Genomic DNA, 18,818 nt, shown 5'->3' with positions numbered 1-18,818 from the left:
CCTCGTGCTCCAGAACAATCCATCGCCCACGCTGGATGAGCTATTCGACCGTATCCGTGCCCGGCAGCCGGATCAGCCGGCGCTGATTGATCCGCCCGACAAGTTGCGGGTTACGGGACAACCGCCGCGGCGTCTGACCTTTGCCCAGGCAGATCGGGCCGTATCAGCGTTGGCGGCCCACTTTATCGACGCCGGTTTGCCGGCCAATTCGGTCATAGCAGTACAATTGCCGAACACCATTGAATTGGTGCTGACAGTGCTTGCCGCCTATCGCGCCGGTCTGATCGTCGCGTTATTGCCCCAGCTTTGGCGGCAGGCTGAACTTACTGTTGCGATCAACCGAACGGGAGCGCGCGCGATCGTTGCCATGGGCAATATCGACGGTGTCGATCATGCCGATCTGGCGATGAATGCGGCTGCGGAGGTCTTTTCCGTCCGTCATGTCTGCGGATTCGGCAGCAATTTGCCGGAAGGAATGGTTCCACTGGAAATTGCCATCGATAGGAAAATCGACAACTCGCGGCTCGCGGTCCAGGATTCGCGCCGCGCCGCGCTGGTGACGTTCGAGGCCTCGGGCTCGGGTTTTCTCGCGGTGCCACGAACCCATGTAAACCTGATCGCCGCCGGGCTCGCCGTGTTTCTTGAGAGTGAATTGCCCCAGAGCGCAACAATTCTCTCGGCTCTCGCACCGTCGTCGTTCGCCGGGCTGACTTCATCGTTCGTGATGTGGCTGCTCAGCGGCGGCACGCTGGCACTGCATCATCCCTTCGACGAGGATGTTCTTGCGCAGCAGATCGAGACCGAACGTTGCGACACGCTGGTCACGCCGGCTCCGCTGGCATTGCGGATGGCGGAAGCCGGCGTTCTGTCATCCATGCCGAGCTTGCGTCATGTCGTCGGGCTCTGGCGGGTTCCGGAACAGGTGGGGTCGAGTGCGCTCTGGCCCGACAACGGGTGTCAGATGACGGACGTCTACCTGTTCGGCGAAGTGGGTCTTTTCGCGGCTCGCCGGGCGGAGGATGGCTCCCCTGCCCCAATCATGCCCGGTCCTTACCGGGCGCCGCCTCAGGTTCCCATATCATCGACGGCCGGCGAAATCGTTTTGACTCCGAACGGAACGCTGGGGCTACGGGGACCGATGGTTCCGATCGCGGCTTACGCCCCGTCGGAACGGCCGTCCGATGCCCTCGGCTCGCTGTCCCAGCCGGACTTCGTGGATACAGGCTATGCGGCACGGATCGATCGCGCCACAGGCGCCATCGCCATCACGGCCCCGCCCGCTGGTGTCATGGCCGTAGGTGGTTACAGGTTTCTTGAACCGGATCTCCAGGAGTGGGCACGACGGCTCGGACCGAGCGCCATGCTGACCGCGCTTCCCGACCGTCTGAGCGGCCATCGCCTTGCCGGGCGAGCCAGCGACAATACTCGCGCTCGCGAGGCGCTCACGGAACTGGGGTTGAACCCGTTGATGGTGGAAGCGTTTCGCGATCGTCGGGTGACCGACTGATCGAATCCGGCACCATTCATTGACGCTGCATTAAGGGCAACAAACTAGGATTGTGAGCCTTGGTACGTATCCGGGTTCGTGAAAGATGTCCCAGCAAGGCCCGCTCATCGTTATCTCACACGGCGAGCGACGAGCGTCTCTAGTCATCCCATCATGCCAGAGCATCTTTCCCGTCATCGACATCGATTGGTCGGAAGCTTCCGAGGGCATCGAACTCCTTCAACCTGCAGCCGTCTTTGTCCCCACGACCGAAGGCGCGGCGGGTGGGGGATTGGATCGTCTTGCTGATCAGCTTGCTGCGATGCAGCCTTACGTTCCCCTGATCGTCGCCGATCCCGAAATGCCCTGCCCGGACAACGCGCTTCCGTTCTCGCTCCTGAACGGAGGGATCGATCGGTTCGACAGGCGTCTCAATGCGGCGCTACGCGTGCGAACGCTTCACAAGACCGTACTTCGGCGGCTTGCGAGTAATCCGGCGGTCCCACGCCTGCCGGATTCGAACCCGATCGGGGATGCGACCGTTCTCCTGATTGGGCGCGGCGCCGCCTATCCCACGCTATCGGTTGCTTTTGGCGAACGGCTCGGCGTCGTCGGGGCGCTCAGCATCGAGGTAGCGGCGAAGCACCTCAACGCGCGCGATCTGGACGGAATCATTATCAGCGAAGGATTCTCTCAGCGTGTGGTTGACGCGCTGTTGACTGTACTGGCTGAAGACTCGCGCTTTCGTAATTTGCCGATCGCGGTTACGTCCGGCGGCTCGTTGGCGAACTATGATCTTCCAAATCTCGAAGTGATGTCAGGCGAGCCCTATCGCGTCGTAAGCACATTTCTGCCGTTGGTTCGACAGCAAGCTTTCGAAGCCCGTCTCCGTCGTACGCTAAGGTCCATGGATGCGGGTGGTCTTTTGGACCCACGAACCGGCCTTCTGACCCTGGATGCCTTCCACCGTGAACTAAACTCGGCAATCCATCAGACCCGATCCAGCGCGGCAAACATCTCTGTTGCCCGCTTCTCACTTGGTCAGAAGCATGAACGCTCACTATTCGATGCAGCTCGTATTCTGAGCCGGCTCATGCGGCGAATGGATTTCGGTACGCTCGAAACCGACGGCTCGATCGTTGTGGTCTTCGCCGACGCCGATTTGCGCAACGCCCAGATGATCGCGCGACGGCTTTCGAGCGTGATGAAGCATACGACCCACAGTGTTAAACGAGCAATGCGAATCGATCCCCAGGTCGCCCTGACGGCATCAAGATCCGATGACTCCGTAGCGTCGCTTCTGAGCCGCTTGAATGAGAAGGCGCGTGCTGCGTCATGATAGCCGTTACGCCGCCTTGCGATCCTCCGCGAGATTGGCAAGCTGGCGCATGATTTCGGTGGTACCCATCAGGCGTTCCTCCGGAGTTTCCCAGTTCTGAAAGAACACGACTTTCATGTCGGGGCGAACCTTTGCCGCCTGTCCATGCTGGCGGATGAAATAAACCAGCCGATCGGGTTGCGCGAACTTGTTGTCCCGGAAGGAAATCACGGCGCCTTTCGGTCCCGCATCGACCTTCTCGACATTGGCACGGCGGCAATAGGCTTTGATCGCTGCGACCTTGAACAGGTAACGGACTTCGTCCGGCAATTGGCCAAAGCGGTCGCGCAGCTCCGCGGCAAAGTTATCGATTTCATCATCGGTGTCGAGGTCGGCAAGCCGACGATACAACGATAGCCGAACTGCCAGATCAGCAACGTAGTCTTCCGGGATCAACACCGGCATCCCGATGGTGATCTGCGGGGACCAGCGATCGTCGGCAAGTTCCGTCACGCCGGTTTTGAGATTCTCGATCGCCTCCTCCAGCATCGATTGATAGAGCTCGAATCCGACTTCCTTGATGTGGCCCGACTGTTCCTCGCCGAGCAGATTGCCGGCGCCGCGAATGTCGAGATCGTGCGATGCAAGCTGGAACCCGGCCCCCAGGGTTTCGAGCGACTGCAAAACCTTCAGCCGGCGCTCGGCCTGCGCCGTGATCTTATGCTTCGACGGCAGCGTGAACAGCGCATAGGCGCGCAGCTTCGAGCGGCCGACCCGGCCGCGCAACTGATAAAGTTGCGCCAGCCCGAACATGTCGGCGCGATGCACGATGAGAGTGTTGGCGGTCGGAATGTCGAGCCCGGACTCCACGATGGTCGTCGAGAGCAGGACATCGTACTTGCCGTCGTAGAAGGCCGATATGATGTCCTCGATCACTGTCGGCGGCATCTGACCGTGAGCGACAGCGACCTTCATTTCCGGCACGTGCTTGTCGAGAAAATCCTTGACCTCGGCCAGATCGCTAACGCGCGGTACGACATAGAAGGCCTGGCCGCCGCGATAGCGTTCGCGCAGCAGAGCCTCGCGGATCATCAAAGGATCGTGCGGCGCCACGAAGGTGCGGACGGCGAGCCGATCGACCGGCGGCGAGGCGATGATCGAGAGGTCGCGTACGCTAGTAAGGGCCAATTGCAGCGTGCGCGGGATCGGAGTGGCGCTCAGCGTCAGAACGTGTACGTGCGCTCGCAGTTGCTTCAGCCGCTCCTTGTGACTGACGCCGAAATGTTGCTCCTCGTCGACCACCAGAAGTCCAAGGTCTCTGAACTTAATGGATTTACTAAGTAAGGCATGTGTGCCGACGACGATATCCACCGAGCCGTCAGCAATCCCCTTCTTGACCTTCGTCAACTCCTTCGGCGACACCAGCCTCGATGCCTGCGCGACATTGACGGGAAAACCACGAAACCGCTCAATGAAAGTTTTTGTATGTTGACGTGCAAGCAGTGTTGTCGGCACAACGACCGCGACTTGCTTTCCGTCCAGTGCGACAGCAAAAGCCGCCCGCAAGGCCACTTCGGTTTTGCCGAAGCCCACGTCACCGCACACCAGCCGATCCATTGGCTTGCCGCTCTCGAGATCCTCCAGCGACGCTTGGATGGCGCCGAGCTGATCCTCCGTTTCATCGTAGGGGAAGCGCGCACAGAATTCATCGTAGAGACCGGACTGTACCGGCAGCTTCGGCGCATCACGCAAATGCCGCTCCGCGGCGATTCTAATCAATTCGCCTGCGATCTCACGAATGCGGCTTTTCAGCTTGGCCTTGCGGGCCTGCCACCCACCGCCGCCGAGCCGATCAAGTTCGACATTGGCGTGATCGGAGCCGTAGCGCGATAGCAGTTCAATGTTCTCAACCGGCAGGAATAGTTTGGTTTCGTTGGCGTAACGCAGTTCCAGACAATCGTGCGGCGCACCGCCGACTTCCAGCGTCTGCAGGCCGACAAAACGCCCGATACCGTGCTCGACGTGAACAACGAGATCGCCCGTCGCAAGGCTGGTTACTTCCGAGATAAAATTATCGAGTTTACGGCTGGCCTTGCGCGGCCGCACCAGACGATCGCCAAGGATATCCTGTTCGCTGATGACCGCTACGGTTTCGGTCTCAAATCCCGATTCTATTCCGACGACGGCCAGCATGACCTCATTGCGTGGCGTTGCCTGAACCGTGCGCCAGACATTGATGCTCGTCAGGTTGAGCAGCTTGTGATCCCTGAGCATGCTCGCCATGCGGTCGCGCGAACCCTCGCTCCACAACGAAACGATGACTTTCTTCCGCGTGGCCTGCAAGGCCAGCACGTGGGACACGACGGACTCGAAAACGTTGAGGGTAGCGTCTGCCCGTTCTGGCGCAAAATTTCGCCCCTGCCGTGCGCCCGCATCGATGACATTGAGAGTTTCGTCAGGCATCGCGAACGGCGTCAGTCGCACCAGCGCCGCTTCATTGATCCGTTTCGTCCATTCATCTGGCATAAGATAAAGACGGTCAGGCGGAAGCGGCTTATAGGGCGCGCCGCCGCCGGCGTGCTCAAGGGCCTCGCGGCGCGCTTCAAAGTAATCGGTGATCTGCTTGAAACGCTCGCTTGCGGCGTCTTCGCCCTGCGGTTCGATGACGATGGCCGCGCCGTCAAGATAATCGAACAGCGTGTCCATGCGTTCGTGAAACAGCGGCAGCCAGTGCTCCATGCCTGGATATCGCCGCCCTTCGCTGACAGCCTCATACAACAGGTCATCGCGTTCCGGTGCGCCAAAAGCCGCGACGTATCCCATTCGGAAGCGCCGAATGGTTTCGGTGACAAACTGGAATTCGGAGATCGGGACGAGATCGAGCGAGCGTACGTCGAACAGCGTGCGCTGGGTTTCCGGGTCGAATGATCGGATCGACTCCAGCGAGTCGCCGAAGAAATCGAATCGGACAGGCTGGTCGAGACTGGAGGGAAACAGATCGAGGATGCCGCCGCGCACGGCATATTCGCCGGGTTCGCGAACCGTCGAGGAACGATTGTAGCCGTTGTGCTCAAGCCATGCGACGATTGAATCCATCGGCACCACATGGCCGGGCGCGACCGACAGGGCCTGAGACGCAACGATCTCGCGCGCCGGCACGCGTTGCAGGATCGCGTTGATCGTCGTGAGCACGATCAGAGGCGCGTCGCTGCCGGTCAGACGAGACAAGCGCGCAAGCGTTGTCAGGCGCTGGGCAAGTACGCCTCCATGCGGCGAGACTCGATCATAGGGCTGGCAATCCCACGCCGGAAACTGCATGACCGAAATATCAGGCGCGAAGAACTCCAGCCCGCGCGCCAGCTGCTGCATCCGCGGGCCATCCCGGCAGACCACCGCCAGGCTAACTGCCGAGACCTGCCGCCCCGCCTTGGCCTTGATGGCTCGCGCGAGGTCAGAGACGACAAGCCCTTCGGCGCCTTCCGCGACATTCGCGAGCGTCAGTGGACGACCCGGTGACAGCGAGTCCGCAGGTGATCGGGGAGCCGCTTTCATGCGGCCTGTCCCGGCCGAAATGACTTTATACGATCAAACAGCGCGGTCCGATACTCGGAAGCCAGCGGAGCGCCGTCGCTGAGTGCTGCGTATAGGTCCGGGTCCGGAACCTCGATCAAGCTTTCGAGATCGTTTAATTCCGCGTCCGTCAACGAACCAATCTCCTCATCAACGAATCGGCCAAGAATCAAGTCCATCTCGCGCATCCCGCGATGCCAGCAGCGATACAGCAGCCGTTTTCGGCGGTCATCCAGGCCACGGCTTGATCGTGTCGATCCTGTCATCCATCAATTCCAATCAAACGCCAAAAGCCCGGACGAGCCGGGCCGGCACCATATAGCCTTCGCGATAACGGATGTCAGCACCTGTCTCGCGCATTGCATAATCAGAAATTTGCATTCAAGGCTTGCAACCGATCCAGTTCACTTCGTCGAGTCGCTTGATGCGCCCTGCGCTGCTCAATCCGCTCTTTGTACCGGTGACCAGCCTGTCTGGCGTCGGCCCGAAGCAGGACAAGCTGTTCCGGTATCTGCTCACACGCGATGAAACTCCGCGGCCGATTGATCTGCTGTTTCATCTGCCTGCAAGCGTCGTCGATCGCAGAGCCCGGCCCAAGATTCGCGACGCCGTCCCCGGCACTATCGTAACGCTGGAGGTGACCGTCGACCGGCATCGCCCCGTGCCGCCCGGGCGCTCGCGCGCGCCGCATCTGGTCTATGCCAGCGACGAGACCGGGGATGTCGTACTAACCTACTTCCGCGCCCAGCCAGGCTATGTCGAAAAGCTGCTTCCCATAGGCAGTAAGCGTTATGTGTCCGGTACGGTTCAGACGTTCGACGGTGCACTTCAGATCGTGCATCCCGATCGTGTGGTCGATGAGGCGGGACTGGCAAAGCTCTCAGGCATCGATCCCGTCTATCCCCTCACGGAGGGCCTGGCGCTGGGTTCGTTGCGGCGTGCAGTGGCGGGAGCCTTGCAAAAGCTTCCCGTTTTGCCCGAATGGATCAGTCCGGACATTTTGCGCCGGTGCAGCTTCCCGCCGCTTCAGGAAGCGCTCCATCGCGTTCATGTCCCGCTGGAATTGACGGATATTCTGCCGGAAGGCCGGTTCTGGTCACGCCTTGCCTTCGATGAACTGCTTGCCGGACAACTCGCGCTGGCACTGGTGCGGGCGCAGCTTCGCCGGCCGGCTGGAAGCCGACACGCCGGCGACGGGCACCTGCGCAACAGGATCATTGACGCGCTTCCCTACGCCCTGACCGCATCTCAACAGCAGGTGGCTGCCGCGATCAGCGACGACCTGCGGCAGCCGGTGCGGATGCTGCGGCTGCTTCAGGGAGATGTCGGTTCGGGCAAGACGGTTGTCGCCCTGCTCGCTGCGGCGGCGGTGGCCGAAGCCGGCAAGCAGACGGCTTTGATGGCGCCGACCGAAATCCTTGCCCGTCAGCATATCAAGACCATCGCGCCGCTCGCCGAACAGGCTGGCCTGCGCGTTGCGATCTTGACCGGCCGCGAGAAAGGCAAGGAACGGCGCGAGATCACGGCACGCCTCGCCGATGGCGACATCGACTTGCTCGTCGGCACCCACGCGCTGATTCAGGATGACGTCGCGTTCAAGGCGCTAGCGCTTGCGGTAGTGGACGAACAGCACCGTTTCGGCGTGCGCGAGCGTCTCGCACTAACCGCCAAGGGCGAGGCCGTGGATGTTTTGGTGCTGAGCGCGACACCAATTCCGCGCACGCTCGTTCTCACTTATTTCGGCGACATGGACGTATCCGAATTACGCGAAAAACCCGCTGGTCGGCAGCCGATCGATACCCGCGCCGTCCCCGACAACCGGTTGGACGAGGTGATCGATGCGGTCGGCCGCGCGGTGAAGGCCGGCAAGCTGGTTTACTGGATCTGTCCGTTAGTCGAGGAATCCGAGACCGTCGACCTGACCGATGCGGAACAGCGCTTCGACAGCCTCAAGGCACGCTTCGGTGACAAGATCGGCCTTGTCCATGGCAAGATGCGGGGCCTTGAGAAAGATCGCGTGATGACGCAATTCGCGGCGGCCGAAATCAATCTGCTGGTCGCGACAACCGTTGTCGAGGTTGGCGTCGACGTGCCGGCAGCGACGATCATGGTGATCGAGAACGCCGAACGCTTCGGTCTCGCGCAACTTCATCAATTGCGAGGCCGAATCGGTCGCGGTTCGGAACCCTCGACTTGTCTTTTACTTTACCGGGAGCCGCTAGGAGAAATGTCCGCCGCCCGGCTAAGGGTAATCCGGGAGACCACGGATGGCTTCCGGATTGCCGAAGAAGACCTGAAGCTGCGCGGCGAAGGCGACGTGCTCGGCACCCGCCAAAGCGGCCTGCCCGGCTATCGCATCGCGCGCTCCGATGTCCACGCGCAACTCATCACGTTGGCCCGCGACGAAGCCCTGCGCATTCTGAAGCAGAATCCAGAGCTCACGGGCGCGCACGGCGAAGCGTTGCGATGCCTGCTGTATCTGTTTGAGCGTGACGAAGCCCTGCCCCTGCTCGGCGCGGGTTAAAAGCGTTTTCGAGCGAATTGGACACCGGTTCGCGTGAAGAAAACGCGTCAGATCGAAATCATAGAGCCCCGCTTCTGACTCTGTCAGAAGCGGAAAGGCTCCAAGCGTCAGTCAACCTTTGCAGCCGTTGTGGGCGCAAGGCTCGACGTATTTGCAGCGCGCGCCGCTTCGGCCATTCCTGCGAGAGCTGCGAGCTTCTTCTGCGAGTCGGAATTGGGCTGAACGACGCCGGCAGACATGATCAGAGTTGCCGCCTCCTCCGTGGTCATGTCGATCTCGACGACCCTGCTCTTGGGCACGTAGAAAAAGAAACCTGTCGTCGGATTGGGGGCGCAAGGCAGGAACACGGAAATATGTTCCTCCTGAGCGGGGAGTCTGGCGGCAACGTTCGTGCTTGGTACTTGCGAAATGAGCACAATGGACCACATGCCGGGCGACGGAAATTCAACCAAACCAACTCTGCGGAGGCTCGATCCAGATCCGGAAAAAAGCGTTTCAAAGACCTGCTTGAGTCCACGGTAGATCGCCCGCACCACAGGCATCCGGCCGAGTACTTTTTCGCCAAGATCGACCAGTGTCCGGCCGATCAGGTTGGCTGTCAGGAAGCCGAGCATCGTCAGCGCGAACACCGCAACGATCAAGCCTGATCCCGGCAATACGAAAGGCAGGTACGTTTCAGGCCGATATGCGATTGGGACGAATGGCCGTACCAGGTTGTCGACCCAGTTTACGAACCACCAGGTCAGGTAAAGCGTTATGGCCACCGGGCCTGCGACAATCAGTCCGGTCAGAAAGTAATTCCGGAATCGCGCGATGAGCCCGCGAGGCATATCCGGATGGTGGTCGCTTGGTACGCCGCTCGAAGGGTTGTCACGCGTCATCGTGGTTCCAGATCAAAGGACGTCCAAAAGGCTGATATCTGCTCATATAAGCATTCTAGCAAACTTTGCATGCCGCGTGATGGACTGCCCTGTGGTCTTCTATCTTATTCGACAGTGACGGATTTTGCCAGATTGCGCGGCTGGTCGACGTCGGTGCCCATGACGACTGCGGTATGGTAGGCCAGCAATTGCATTGGAATCGCATAGACCAGCGCAACAAAAGTGGCTGCCATATCGGGCAGGATAATCGTCACCAAGGACTCGATGGTCGCCTCCGCCGCCCCCTTCGCGTCTGTCATGAGGATGATGTTGCCGCCCCGCGCCGCCACCTCTTGCATATTGGACACTGTCTTTTCGAAAACGCGATCATAGGGGGCGATCACCACCACAGGCATGTTCTCGTCGATCAGTGCGATCGGTCCATGTTTGAGTTCGCCCGCGGCGTAACCTTCCGCATGGATGTAGGAGATTTCCTTGAGCTTGAGCGCTCCCTCCAGCGCGAGCGGGTAGCTGGTGCCGCGTCCGAGATACAAGACGTCCCTGGATTTGGCGATTTCGCGCGCGAGCTTGTCTATCTGCGGTTCGGTGGCGAGCGCTTCCGACATCAATCTCGGAATTTCGATCAGTCCATGCACGAGCCGGGATTCATCCTCTTCGGATAATTCGCCGCGCGCCTTGCCTGCGGCGATCGCGAGAGTTGCAAGCACCATCAACTGGCAGGTGAAAGCCTTGGTCGATGCGACGCCGATCTCCGGACCTGCCAGCGTTTGCAGCATCGTCTCGCTTTCGCGTGCGATCGTCGACGTCGTGACGTTGACGATCGAGAGCGTGTGCAGTCCATGCTGCTTCGCATATCGCAGCGCCGCGAGCGTATCGGCGGTTTCACCGGATTGCGAAATGAAGATCGCGAGATCGCCTTCGCCCAGCGGCGCTTCACGATAGCGAAACTCGGACGCTATATCGATTTCGACGGGAAGCCGGGCTAGCCGTTCCAGCCAATATTTGCCGATGTAGCCGGCATAGTTAGCGGTTCCACATGCGATGATCGAGACCCGCTTGATCTCGCGAAAATCGAACGGGAGATCCACTGGAAGCGATACACGCTCGGTCGCCATGTCGATATAGCGGGCCAGCGTGTGTCCGACCACCTCAGGCTGTTCGTGGATTTCCTTGGCCATGAAGTGGCGATAGTTCGCCTTATCGACCAGAGAGGTTGAAGCGCTGTGCTTGACGACCTCGCGCTGAACGATGGTGTTGCGGTGGTCGTAGACGGTCGCGCCGTTGTGCGTCAAAACAGCCCAGTCACCGTCTTCGAGATAGCTGATCGAATCGGTGAGCGGCCCGAGCGCAATCGAGTCTGATCCCAGATACATTTCGCCGTCGCCATATCCGATCGCCAGCGGAGGCCCGTTGCGCGCACCGATCAGAATGTCATCGTTGGCTGCGAAGATAAAACCGAGAGCGAATGCGCCGCGAAGCTGCGACAACGTGGCTTTGACCGCCTCTACCGGATTGACGCCGGCGGCAAGATAGCCATCGACCAGATGTAGCACTGCTTCAGTATCGGTTTCAGTTTCAAAAACCGCTCCTTTTTTTTGAAGCTTCTCACGCAGTTCGCGAAAATTTTCAATGATGCCGTTGTGAACGACGGCCACGCGCTCGGTTGCGTGCGGATGTGCGTTGTTCTCGGTCGGTCTGCCGTGCGTTGCCCAGCGTGTGTGTCCGATTCCGACCTGCCCGATCAGCGGCTCGGTCAGCAAGCGCCCGGCCAGGTTTCGCAGCTTGCCCTCGGCGCGACGACGGGCCAAATGCGCTCCTTCTAGTGTCGCAATGCCGGCGGAATCGTAACCGCGGTATTCGAGACGCCTGAGCGAATCAACCAATTGATCCGCCACCGGACCTCGCCCCAGAATCCCTACAATGCCGCACATGCGGATCAATATCCCCAAAAATTCAGAAAATTGCGAAAGACCGGGCCCTCTTAACGAAAACCCGGAACGTACGGAAACAATAATTATTGCCGATTGCGACAGTGTTAAATCGGCCGGAGCACAAACCGCCAGCGTACAAATGTCCCCTGCATTTCACGCATTCAGCTGGCCGGCTTCTTTGTGAACGAAGCATGTCTCGTAAGAAACGGGAGCCCCAGCGGCGACCTAGCCATTGGTAAGCATTCGATAACCTTGATTGTTTGCGAGCCGACAATCCGCGGCCTCGAGGATGCGCGCCGAGTGCCTCCTGTGGCAGGCTAAAAGCCGCTTGGCAATTTAGCGCCCGATCGAAACAATTTTAGCAGTTTCTGCAACGGGAGCCCAAGTCCCTTTTGTCACTCTGTGTGCATGAACAGTGAGGCGTACATGAGTGAAGTCGAGTTTGATCGATTGCTTAGCGCAGTGAGCGCGGTGATCGCTCCGCGCATCGAAGAAGCCGCGCAGCCGGATATCGACCACGCGCGTTTCATCAGGCCGCTGCAAGCCGCCAACGACAATGAAGTCGCATGGCCGCTCCTTCCTTTCCCCGAGGGATGGAACGGTGCCTGCTGAACTACATTAAGCTGGACCGACGTATCGGTAAAATATAATATCTATCAATTAGTTGTCTTAAGACTTTGATTGTGTTGTGGCAGGCATGTCAGGAGGTATTTGTGCGGGTCTCCGACAGTTGATAAGGCCTGTTTTCATTGTTAAAATTTGATTTGAAATCCGTTCACTTGGATTGGAATTGACCCCAAACTGACCCTGGGGACCCACCTCCAAGTACGCGGTTTAGGCCAAAACTCACGCGAGAACTCGTCGATTGTGGCCGCGGGCGCTGAACGTACGGTCTTCAATAGTGCTGTCCCCGGCTTCGGACTCCGCCTCACCGCTATTGGAACCGCCCTTTGGATCGTGCGGACCAGGAACGGCAGCAAGCGCGTCAAACTAACGTTGGGGGTTATCCGGCCAAAACGCTTTCGGCGGCCCGGACCTAAGCGCACGGCGTCCTACAGGGTATCCGCGACGGCAAAGATCCCCGCGCACAAAAAGCCATCAGACAGGCCGCGATCGCCACTGGCGAGACCACTGTCGCGACCCTCTCGGAGCGGTGGCTGAAAGAGTATGTCCGACCGAAACTGAAGCCCCGCGCGATTTCCGACTACGAGCGGTTGCTCGAGCACCGGATTATTCCCGTCTCGGCGCCCTGCCCGTTACAGCTGTCACGAAGCGACGTCATCGCGTTTCACGCCACCATGGCGAACACGCCACGTCGCGCGAATTACACGATCAGCACGACGCGCGCGCTTTTCACCTTTGCAGAGGAAATCGGTCTCCGACCCCAGGCACAAACCTGCCAAAAAAATCAAGATGTTTCGCCAAGGTGTCCGCGAACGGTTCCTCAGCGAAGAAGAGATCGGTCACAGGGTACCCGCCACAACGCAAAGATACCCCGACGTCGCCACGGCGCTGGAAAGCATCGAGGCCACGGCCTATCGTACCAACCAAGCGCTCAGCGGCGTGTCGTCGTCGATTTCAAACGACCTGGCGTCAGGCCTGACCAACATTCGTTGGGCGCGAAGTCGGTATCCAATGGGTTTTCCGATACGTCTCTATCGGTAATCCGCGCCATTGAGCAGATGATCATCAAGCTATACGTCGTGGGTCCCTTGATGCGTTCGCTGCAAGCGGGTCTCGGCGGATTCCTGGGTGGATCGTCATCACAACCCCTTGGTCTAGATGGTTTGGCCGCTGTACATCATGGCGGATACGGACCGGGCGATGCCATCTCCGCGACACGCTATATCCATCCTGCATATTTCAATAATGCGTCGCGCTTCCACTCCGGAATTGGGCCTGGCGAGCGGCCAGCTATCATCAAGTACGATGAATCCGTTCTGACGCCTGGGGAGATGCAGCTTGCGCCAGCGGGCGCGTCACCGAACATCACCTTCAATGTCATTGAAGATAGCAGCCGCGCTGGGCAACGCGAGCAGCGGCGGAATGGCAACGGTGATATCGACATCACCCAGTTCGTGGACGCGATCACTGCGAAGAATGCGGCGAATCCGGGTAGCTCGACCAGCCGTGTGCTCAGTCAACGCGGTCAATTGGCGAGGCGCTAAATGGTAGCCAGGAAGGAAGGGCCTACTTCCTCGGGTCCGCACTCTTGGTTGATCGAGATTGCGCCTGGGCGATGGGGGCAGCGCTTCAGTGGTTTGGTCGGCGGGCTGATGATGTGCGCTGTCTCGCCAAGGCTACAAATCGCGACAACACTGCCGCCAAATCTGCTTGTCTCCGAATATCGTCGAAATGTTGCTGCCTGACGGAGCCACCGGGCTCTGAAGTCGATAATTCCGCTTCTCCAGACTCCCATACCAAAAGGTCAGCTTCTTACTCGTCACGACGTAAGTTCAGATCACGACGTAAGTTCAGACTGCAAGAAGGATTCGGTCGGTCGCTTGGCGACTTCTCGAAACGGATCGCAGACGGATCAGACGGGATGACGCTTGGTCGCCCGGATCGATCTTCGACCTAGCCAATTGCTTAGGTTGATCAACTGGTTTATGCCATGCTGGCGTCCGTAGGTTGCACACCTGCGCATTACAACTTAAATTTTTTTAAAAATCGTGAGGTAAGATATGAACACTACCACAATTGATAAGGCCAAGCTTGCCAAAGGCATTCCAGAATATCATCAGCTGCTCGCCAGTAACGCTGATTGGATTGCTCGATGCGCTGACGATGTTCGGCAACTACGAAACACCCCTCCATTTTCGAAAGTGTCCGACAAGGACTTCGAGGCGTTCGTGAGCGGTCTGGTTTTTGGGCGTGGCGGGATTGTCGGCGCAACCTACAAGCCGCTAATGAACGAGTTAACGATCTCCGAGATTTACGATGTGTTCGCACATTTTGGCATTTCCGTCGACTTGGCGACGAGATCTCTGGAATACAAAGCTACGGGTTCAGGTTGCTCGTTTGATTTTTGGAGTATTTGCTTGAATGAAACGAAGGAGCCGTTCCCGACTAAGTGAATTCGCGGAAGCGGGGTCGGCACCCAAGGTGCTCTGGCTTCTTTTTCGTCAACACATGATGCAAACAAAGCCCGCCAAACAGCGGGCTCTGTTTCGTCACCAGCGGCGCCAGCCGTAATACCCTCTTGGGCCATAGTAGCGGCGCGGACCATAGTAGCGCGGTGGGGCGTAGTAACCCCGTGCACCGTAGTAACCGCGATTTGGAACACACCGTCCCCATGGGTTCATATGCCAGCCCGGACCACCGCATCGCCATCCAACTTGGGTGACCGTACCGGTATCATGAAGCGGCGTAATAGGCATCGCTTGCGCGGACGCAATACCGAGGCCGACTGCGAAAGCTGTAGAAGCAAAGAGTTTCATGTGTTTACCTCCAGGACCGGAAGATAATTCCCGTTTTCACTGAATGCTCAATGAACGCAGGACACTCGATTGGCATCGAGCGACGCGCAGATGGCGCTGTCGATCTATCCACTAAACTATCGCTTCGCCTTCCCCGCTCCAGCGAGGTTTCATCTAGGAATTCGAGCTTGTGCCGATCGAGACTGGCGCTTAAGCAAAATGTGCTCTTGCAAGGCTTTCGCCTGAACCGCGAGCGCCGTTCGACCCATCAATAAAGCGATCACGCGTACTGGCTTATCTTCTGCTGCCAGCTTTTCTAACGTTTCAACGTCATCCGGCGTCCAAGACTTTCCGGCGTTACGAAGAGTTTTCACCACGCGCGTGCTCATGCCCTTGCGATCAACGTCATCATACTGCCGAAGAAAGTCTAAGGCAGTATTCGCTATAGCAAAAGAGAAATAACGTTTTTATTGTTACGCTCGGGACGGTCTTTCTGCCCTCTGATGCCGGGTGGCTGGGAGATCCGCGCCCAGAAACGGCGCCGGCGGGCCTGTCTTGCATTCGTCACAGCCTAAGGCTGTAATCGCGTCTCAATGTTTTGGGGATGACTAACGTGGCTACAGGTACTGTGAAGTGGTTCAACGATCAAAAAGGTTATGGTTTCATTCAGCCCGACAGTGGCGGCAAGGACGTGTTCGTCCACATCTCAGCGGTGGATAAGGCCGGATATAACGGCCTGGCAGAGGGCGCTAAAGTGTCCTACGAGATCGTCGCGAACCGCGGTAAAGAAAGCGCGGAGAACCTGCGGATAGGTTAGTGAGCTGAGCCGGATGTACGCTCGCTCGCGATGTGGATGGCCCGGGCAATGCTTCGGGCCATTTGCTTTCTGGTCACGGCGAGGTCCTCTTGACACTAGCGTGATGAGTTGGTTGCCAGCGCTGGCTGGTCCCTCGGCTATCGGGACCGAAAGCCGAGATCTGAAAACCATTGATCAAGGAGATGATACGCGGGATCGGGTTTCACCTTACAGAAGGTGTCACTTTGGAATGTTGATCTCGGACATGAGCGAACCTCGAATCCGGTTTCGATAGCTACGCAGAATCTCCCATCGCGGACGTAACCAGTTGCGCAGGTTCCACTCTCAGTAAGATAGATATTATCAGCCAGAGCTGGCGTCACAGACATCAAAACGGCAATGGCAAAAACCGTCTTCATGCCACGACCGGTCAAGCTCCAAAAGTGCCGTCCGGTGCTGGGCATGGCCATTCCTCTTATCGCTCGTGCGTCACGAGGGACGCCGCTCCGAATTATCGCCAACGTGCCGCAAGAACAGTTCGATGCTGCCGTCGATAGCTTAGGATGTTCGAACTTGTCGGGCTTCTTCATTTCATTTGCCTTCCTGAGACTGGTCCCCGAGGCGGCCCGAGGTTCGCGTCACAGTCACCTGGCGCACCCGCGACCTATCATCACTGCGGCTCGCACTCAACGGTGCCGCTAGGGATGTCGAAGAGGCGTATCCTTTGGTCGCCGTGCAGAAATCGAAGGACATGCCGTCACGCTCGGCATGCCACCCATACCGACCGCATTCCGTTTGCTTGATCCGATAAGTGGATCCAAGCCAGGTCAGAGTATTTTTGACGTCGTCCACTTTCAGAACGGAGCTTTTTCCCTGAAATTTACATGCGTAGATGTAGGCTTCGCCCGCTTGCGGGACGGGTTCGGCACTCTTGGGAGACGGTTCATCTGGCGCCGCGGAGGCTTCAGTTTTCGAGTGGAAGCAGGAATGCTCGTAAGTAAATTGAAGCCCAGAGACAAAATCGCTACCTCTACGACTTTCGTCACCGTCTTCTCCCTCTACAAGGCGGTGGATGGCTTCAGAGGGGCGCGACGGATGCTTCCCGACACCAACCGGCGGGCCTGCCTTGCATTCGTCCAGCTTAGGTCTGTAGGCGGCACCTTGCCTTCACTTCCTCGCTTCGTAGGGCAGAAAGTACACACCCTCGCGAGTGTCCAGGCGTTCCTGTTCCCAAGCCTTACGCTCCTCGTCGGTAGCCGGGATGAATGCAAAGCAACTCTCAGCGCCCACTGTTTCGCCCACTCCGGCGACGCCTTCTTCCCCCAAAGGATCTCCAGATGAATTTTATCGGCCAGAATAAACTCGCGAGGAATTCGGATTAATTATTTGATTGTATTGATGGAGGCCACGACCGGAATTGAACCGGTGTACACGGTTTTGCAGACCGTTGCGTAACCACTCCGCCACGTGGCCCCTAGGTTCGGGCTTATTATAGAGTGACAGTTACTTACGCAACCTTGCTCATCTTCCTCGGCACAAATTTCTGAAACTGCATTCCGTAGCATTTCTGAAACTGCCGTCCACGTTGCGTTCCTCAACGAACCCCGTCTCGGCTTTGTTGCCGAGCATGGGTCGAAGAAGAGGCCGGTGAAGAAGGGCTAGGATTCCGCGCCTACCGCTCTAGGATGGAGCGATGGACTACCTACTCCGCCCCACGGTCATCGACGGCGACAAGCTGAAGGACGATTATTGCGTCTTCCATAAGGATCGATGCATCGGGAGGATCAGACGTGCCGATGAGCGGTCCTGGCAAGGTGAGAGATGGCAGTGGAACGTGAACCCGCCTCTCCCAATACCATCATGGTGCAATGGCGACGCCGTTAGTTTGGACGAGGCCAAGAGCGAGTTTAGGGCCGCCTGGGAGCGGTTCTATGCGTCCCTGACGCCCGAGGATATCGCGTCCTGGCACCGCACCGAGGACCTCGCCAAGGCTAATGCGTCGTGGCGAAAGTAAGCTGGGGGCGCCGCTTCCAAGATCCGATCACAATGCCGGACGGGAGCACGATCCGGACCATTGGCCAAGCAGCAGAGTACGCCACCGGACTGCCCAAGAAGGTCACCAACACGGAGCCCTGGCAGCGCGCCGCGAAGGTGCTGCACGAGGCAGCTGAGCACGGCGGCCCGTTCGTCTTCATGGCCCGGATCAACTTCTATCGGGCTGTATACGGTGACGAGCCGCCTCCGATCGGAAACCCGGAAGGCAAGAAGAGCCGCAACTGGGGAAAGCGGAAGCTGGCGAGAGATAGGTGAGCGCGCCGGAAACGCAAAAAGCCCCGCCACCGGCCGAAGCCGATAGCGGGGCAGTTTGAGGACGCCCCATGGCCTGGGACAACATCGCCTCGAAGACGATTCTTTTGGACTCGCGCGCGGAACCCCACGGCGGTAGGATCCTGCATTCCTTTTCGTCTAAAGCGGGAGGAGCAGTCTTATGTCTACGAGGCGAAAACCCATCGAGGTCGGAGAGCGGGAAGAAAAGACGGCGTCAGCACCGGAAGACGACGCTCTCTTAAAGAAGATTTCTGAGGCTGACGGATCTCCGGAACTTTACAACTGGATCAATTCGCCAGAGCTTCAACCTCCGAAATGACGGGACTGTCGGTTTTCAAATTCCGCGTTTTTTAAAACCCCATTCTGGTGACAGAGCAGGCAGCACCCCTCGGGTCGCCCCCCGCTCCGTACCGGGAGAACTTAGCCTATGAGCCAATTCTACGTGCCAAACGCTGCGACTATGGATGTGTGCCAACAATCGATCAGCAGCCGGTCGAAGGTCACCGTGAGTGGCGTCGATATATCTGACGGGCGGGACGTGCAATTACCGTTGCCCATGCCCCTG

Annotated in this window: 15 protein-coding genes and 1 tRNA gene; 9 read left to right on the top strand and 7 right to left on the bottom strand. The window is 58.5% G+C overall.

The features are described from left to right. The first annotated feature begins 4 nt into the window (after positions 1-4). Positions 5-1,507, top strand: coding sequence for an AMP-binding protein (locus AC1RT6_RS04590; protein WP_079446545.1), 1,503 nt, complete (start codon positions 5-7; stop codon positions 1,505-1,507). A gap of 85 nt (positions 1,508-1,592) precedes the next feature. Continuing rightward, a complete protein-coding gene (locus AC1RT6_RS04585) occupies positions 1,593-2,825 on the top strand; it encodes a GGDEF domain-containing protein (protein WP_079446546.1) in 1,233 nt (410 codons plus the stop codon). 6 nt (positions 2,826-2,831) lie between these two features. Here the strand turns inward: AC1RT6_RS04585 and mfd are convergent, their stop codons facing one another. Together mfd and AC1RT6_RS04575 are read right to left on the bottom strand one after the other, a co-directional pair. After that, complete coding sequence (mfd, locus tag AC1RT6_RS04580) at positions 2,832-6,356, bottom strand: transcription-repair coupling factor (RefSeq protein ID WP_493029166.1); 3,525 nt, start codon at positions 6,354-6,356, stop codon at positions 2,832-2,834. After that, complete coding sequence (locus AC1RT6_RS04575) at positions 6,353-6,640, bottom strand: FAD assembly factor SdhE (protein WP_079446548.1); 288 nt, start codon at positions 6,638-6,640, stop codon at positions 6,353-6,355. The genes mfd and AC1RT6_RS04575 overlap by 4 nt, the downstream gene beginning before the upstream one ends. A gap of 158 nt (positions 6,641-6,798) precedes the next feature. On the opposite strand from AC1RT6_RS04575, the gene recG reads away from it, so the two are divergent. Next, entirely contained in the window at positions 6,799-8,898 is a 2,100-nt protein-coding gene (gene recG / locus AC1RT6_RS04570) for an ATP-dependent DNA helicase RecG (protein WP_472789572.1), read from the top strand. Between the two features lie 107 nt (positions 8,899-9,005). On the opposite strand, the gene AC1RT6_RS04565 is transcribed toward recG, so the two are convergent. Then, positions 9,006-9,779, bottom strand: a complete 774-nt coding sequence (locus AC1RT6_RS04565) for a DUF502 domain-containing protein (protein ID WP_079446550.1) — start codon at positions 9,777-9,779, stop codon at positions 9,006-9,008. 104 nt (positions 9,780-9,883) lie between these two features. After that, positions 9,884-11,710: a glutamine--fructose-6-phosphate transaminase (isomerizing) gene (gene glmS / locus AC1RT6_RS04560; RefSeq protein WP_309774618.1), complete on the bottom strand. Its 1,827-nt coding sequence runs from the start codon at positions 11,708-11,710 to the stop codon at positions 9,884-9,886. Positions 11,711-12,136: 426 nt separating this feature from the next. Here glmS and AC1RT6_RS04555 point away from each other — a divergent pair, with 426 nt between their 5' ends. The 3 genes from AC1RT6_RS04555 (at position 12,137) to AC1RT6_RS04545 (ending at position 14,787) form a co-directional block, all read left to right on the top strand. After that, positions 12,137-12,322 (top strand): hypothetical protein, encoded by a 186-nt coding sequence (locus AC1RT6_RS04555; RefSeq protein ID WP_079446552.1) that lies wholly within the window; start codon positions 12,137-12,139, stop codon positions 12,320-12,322. A gap of 1,070 nt (positions 12,323-13,392) precedes the next feature. Then, complete coding sequence (locus tag AC1RT6_RS04550) at positions 13,393-13,878, top strand: hypothetical protein (RefSeq protein ID WP_079446554.1); 486 nt, start codon at positions 13,393-13,395, stop codon at positions 13,876-13,878. 516 nt (positions 13,879-14,394) lie between these two features. Then, positions 14,395-14,787, top strand: coding sequence for a hypothetical protein (locus tag AC1RT6_RS04545; RefSeq protein WP_079446555.1), 393 nt, complete (start codon positions 14,395-14,397; stop codon positions 14,785-14,787). Between the two features lie 96 nt (positions 14,788-14,883). Here AC1RT6_RS04545 and AC1RT6_RS04540 read toward each other — a convergent pair whose 3' ends face one another. Together AC1RT6_RS04540 and AC1RT6_RS04535 are read right to left on the bottom strand one after the other, a co-directional pair. Continuing rightward, complete coding sequence (locus AC1RT6_RS04540; RefSeq protein WP_493029164.1) at positions 14,884-15,090, bottom strand: GCG_CRPN prefix-to-repeats domain-containing protein; 207 nt, start codon at positions 15,088-15,090, stop codon at positions 14,884-14,886. A gap of 209 nt (positions 15,091-15,299) precedes the next feature. Next, on the bottom strand, positions 15,300-15,518 hold the full coding sequence (locus AC1RT6_RS04535) for a hypothetical protein (protein ID WP_079446557.1): 219 nt from the start codon (positions 15,516-15,518) through the stop codon (positions 15,300-15,302). Between the two features lie 224 nt (positions 15,519-15,742). On the opposite strand from AC1RT6_RS04535, the gene AC1RT6_RS04530 reads away from it, so the two are divergent. Continuing rightward, positions 15,743-15,946, top strand: a complete 204-nt coding sequence (locus AC1RT6_RS04530) for a cold-shock protein (RefSeq protein ID WP_079446579.1) — start codon at positions 15,743-15,745, stop codon at positions 15,944-15,946. 1,378 nt (positions 15,947-17,324) lie between these two features. On the opposite strand, the gene AC1RT6_RS04525 is transcribed toward AC1RT6_RS04530, so the two are convergent. Further along, positions 17,325-17,398, bottom strand: a tRNA-Cys gene (locus tag AC1RT6_RS04525). Between the two features lie 220 nt (positions 17,399-17,618). Between AC1RT6_RS04525 and AC1RT6_RS04520 the strand changes: the two genes are divergently transcribed. Both AC1RT6_RS04520 and AC1RT6_RS04515 read left to right on the top strand, forming a co-directional pair. Beyond that, entirely contained in the window at positions 17,619-17,939 is a 321-nt protein-coding gene (locus AC1RT6_RS04520; RefSeq protein WP_472789574.1) for a hypothetical protein, read from the top strand. Continuing rightward, the gene (locus tag AC1RT6_RS04515; RefSeq protein WP_472789576.1) at positions 17,927-18,235 is read left to right on the top strand and encodes a hypothetical protein; all 309 of its coding nucleotides are present in this window, start codon (positions 17,927-17,929) and stop codon (positions 18,233-18,235) included. The genes AC1RT6_RS04520 and AC1RT6_RS04515 overlap by 13 nt, the downstream gene beginning before the upstream one ends. The last annotated feature ends 583 nt before the right edge of the window (positions 18,236-18,818 follow it).

The organism is Nitrobacter sp. MLSD-S21 (assembly GCF_058809865.1).
The sequence above is the reverse complement of the archived record's forward strand: the minus strand, read 5'-3'. Positions and strand labels throughout refer to the sequence as shown.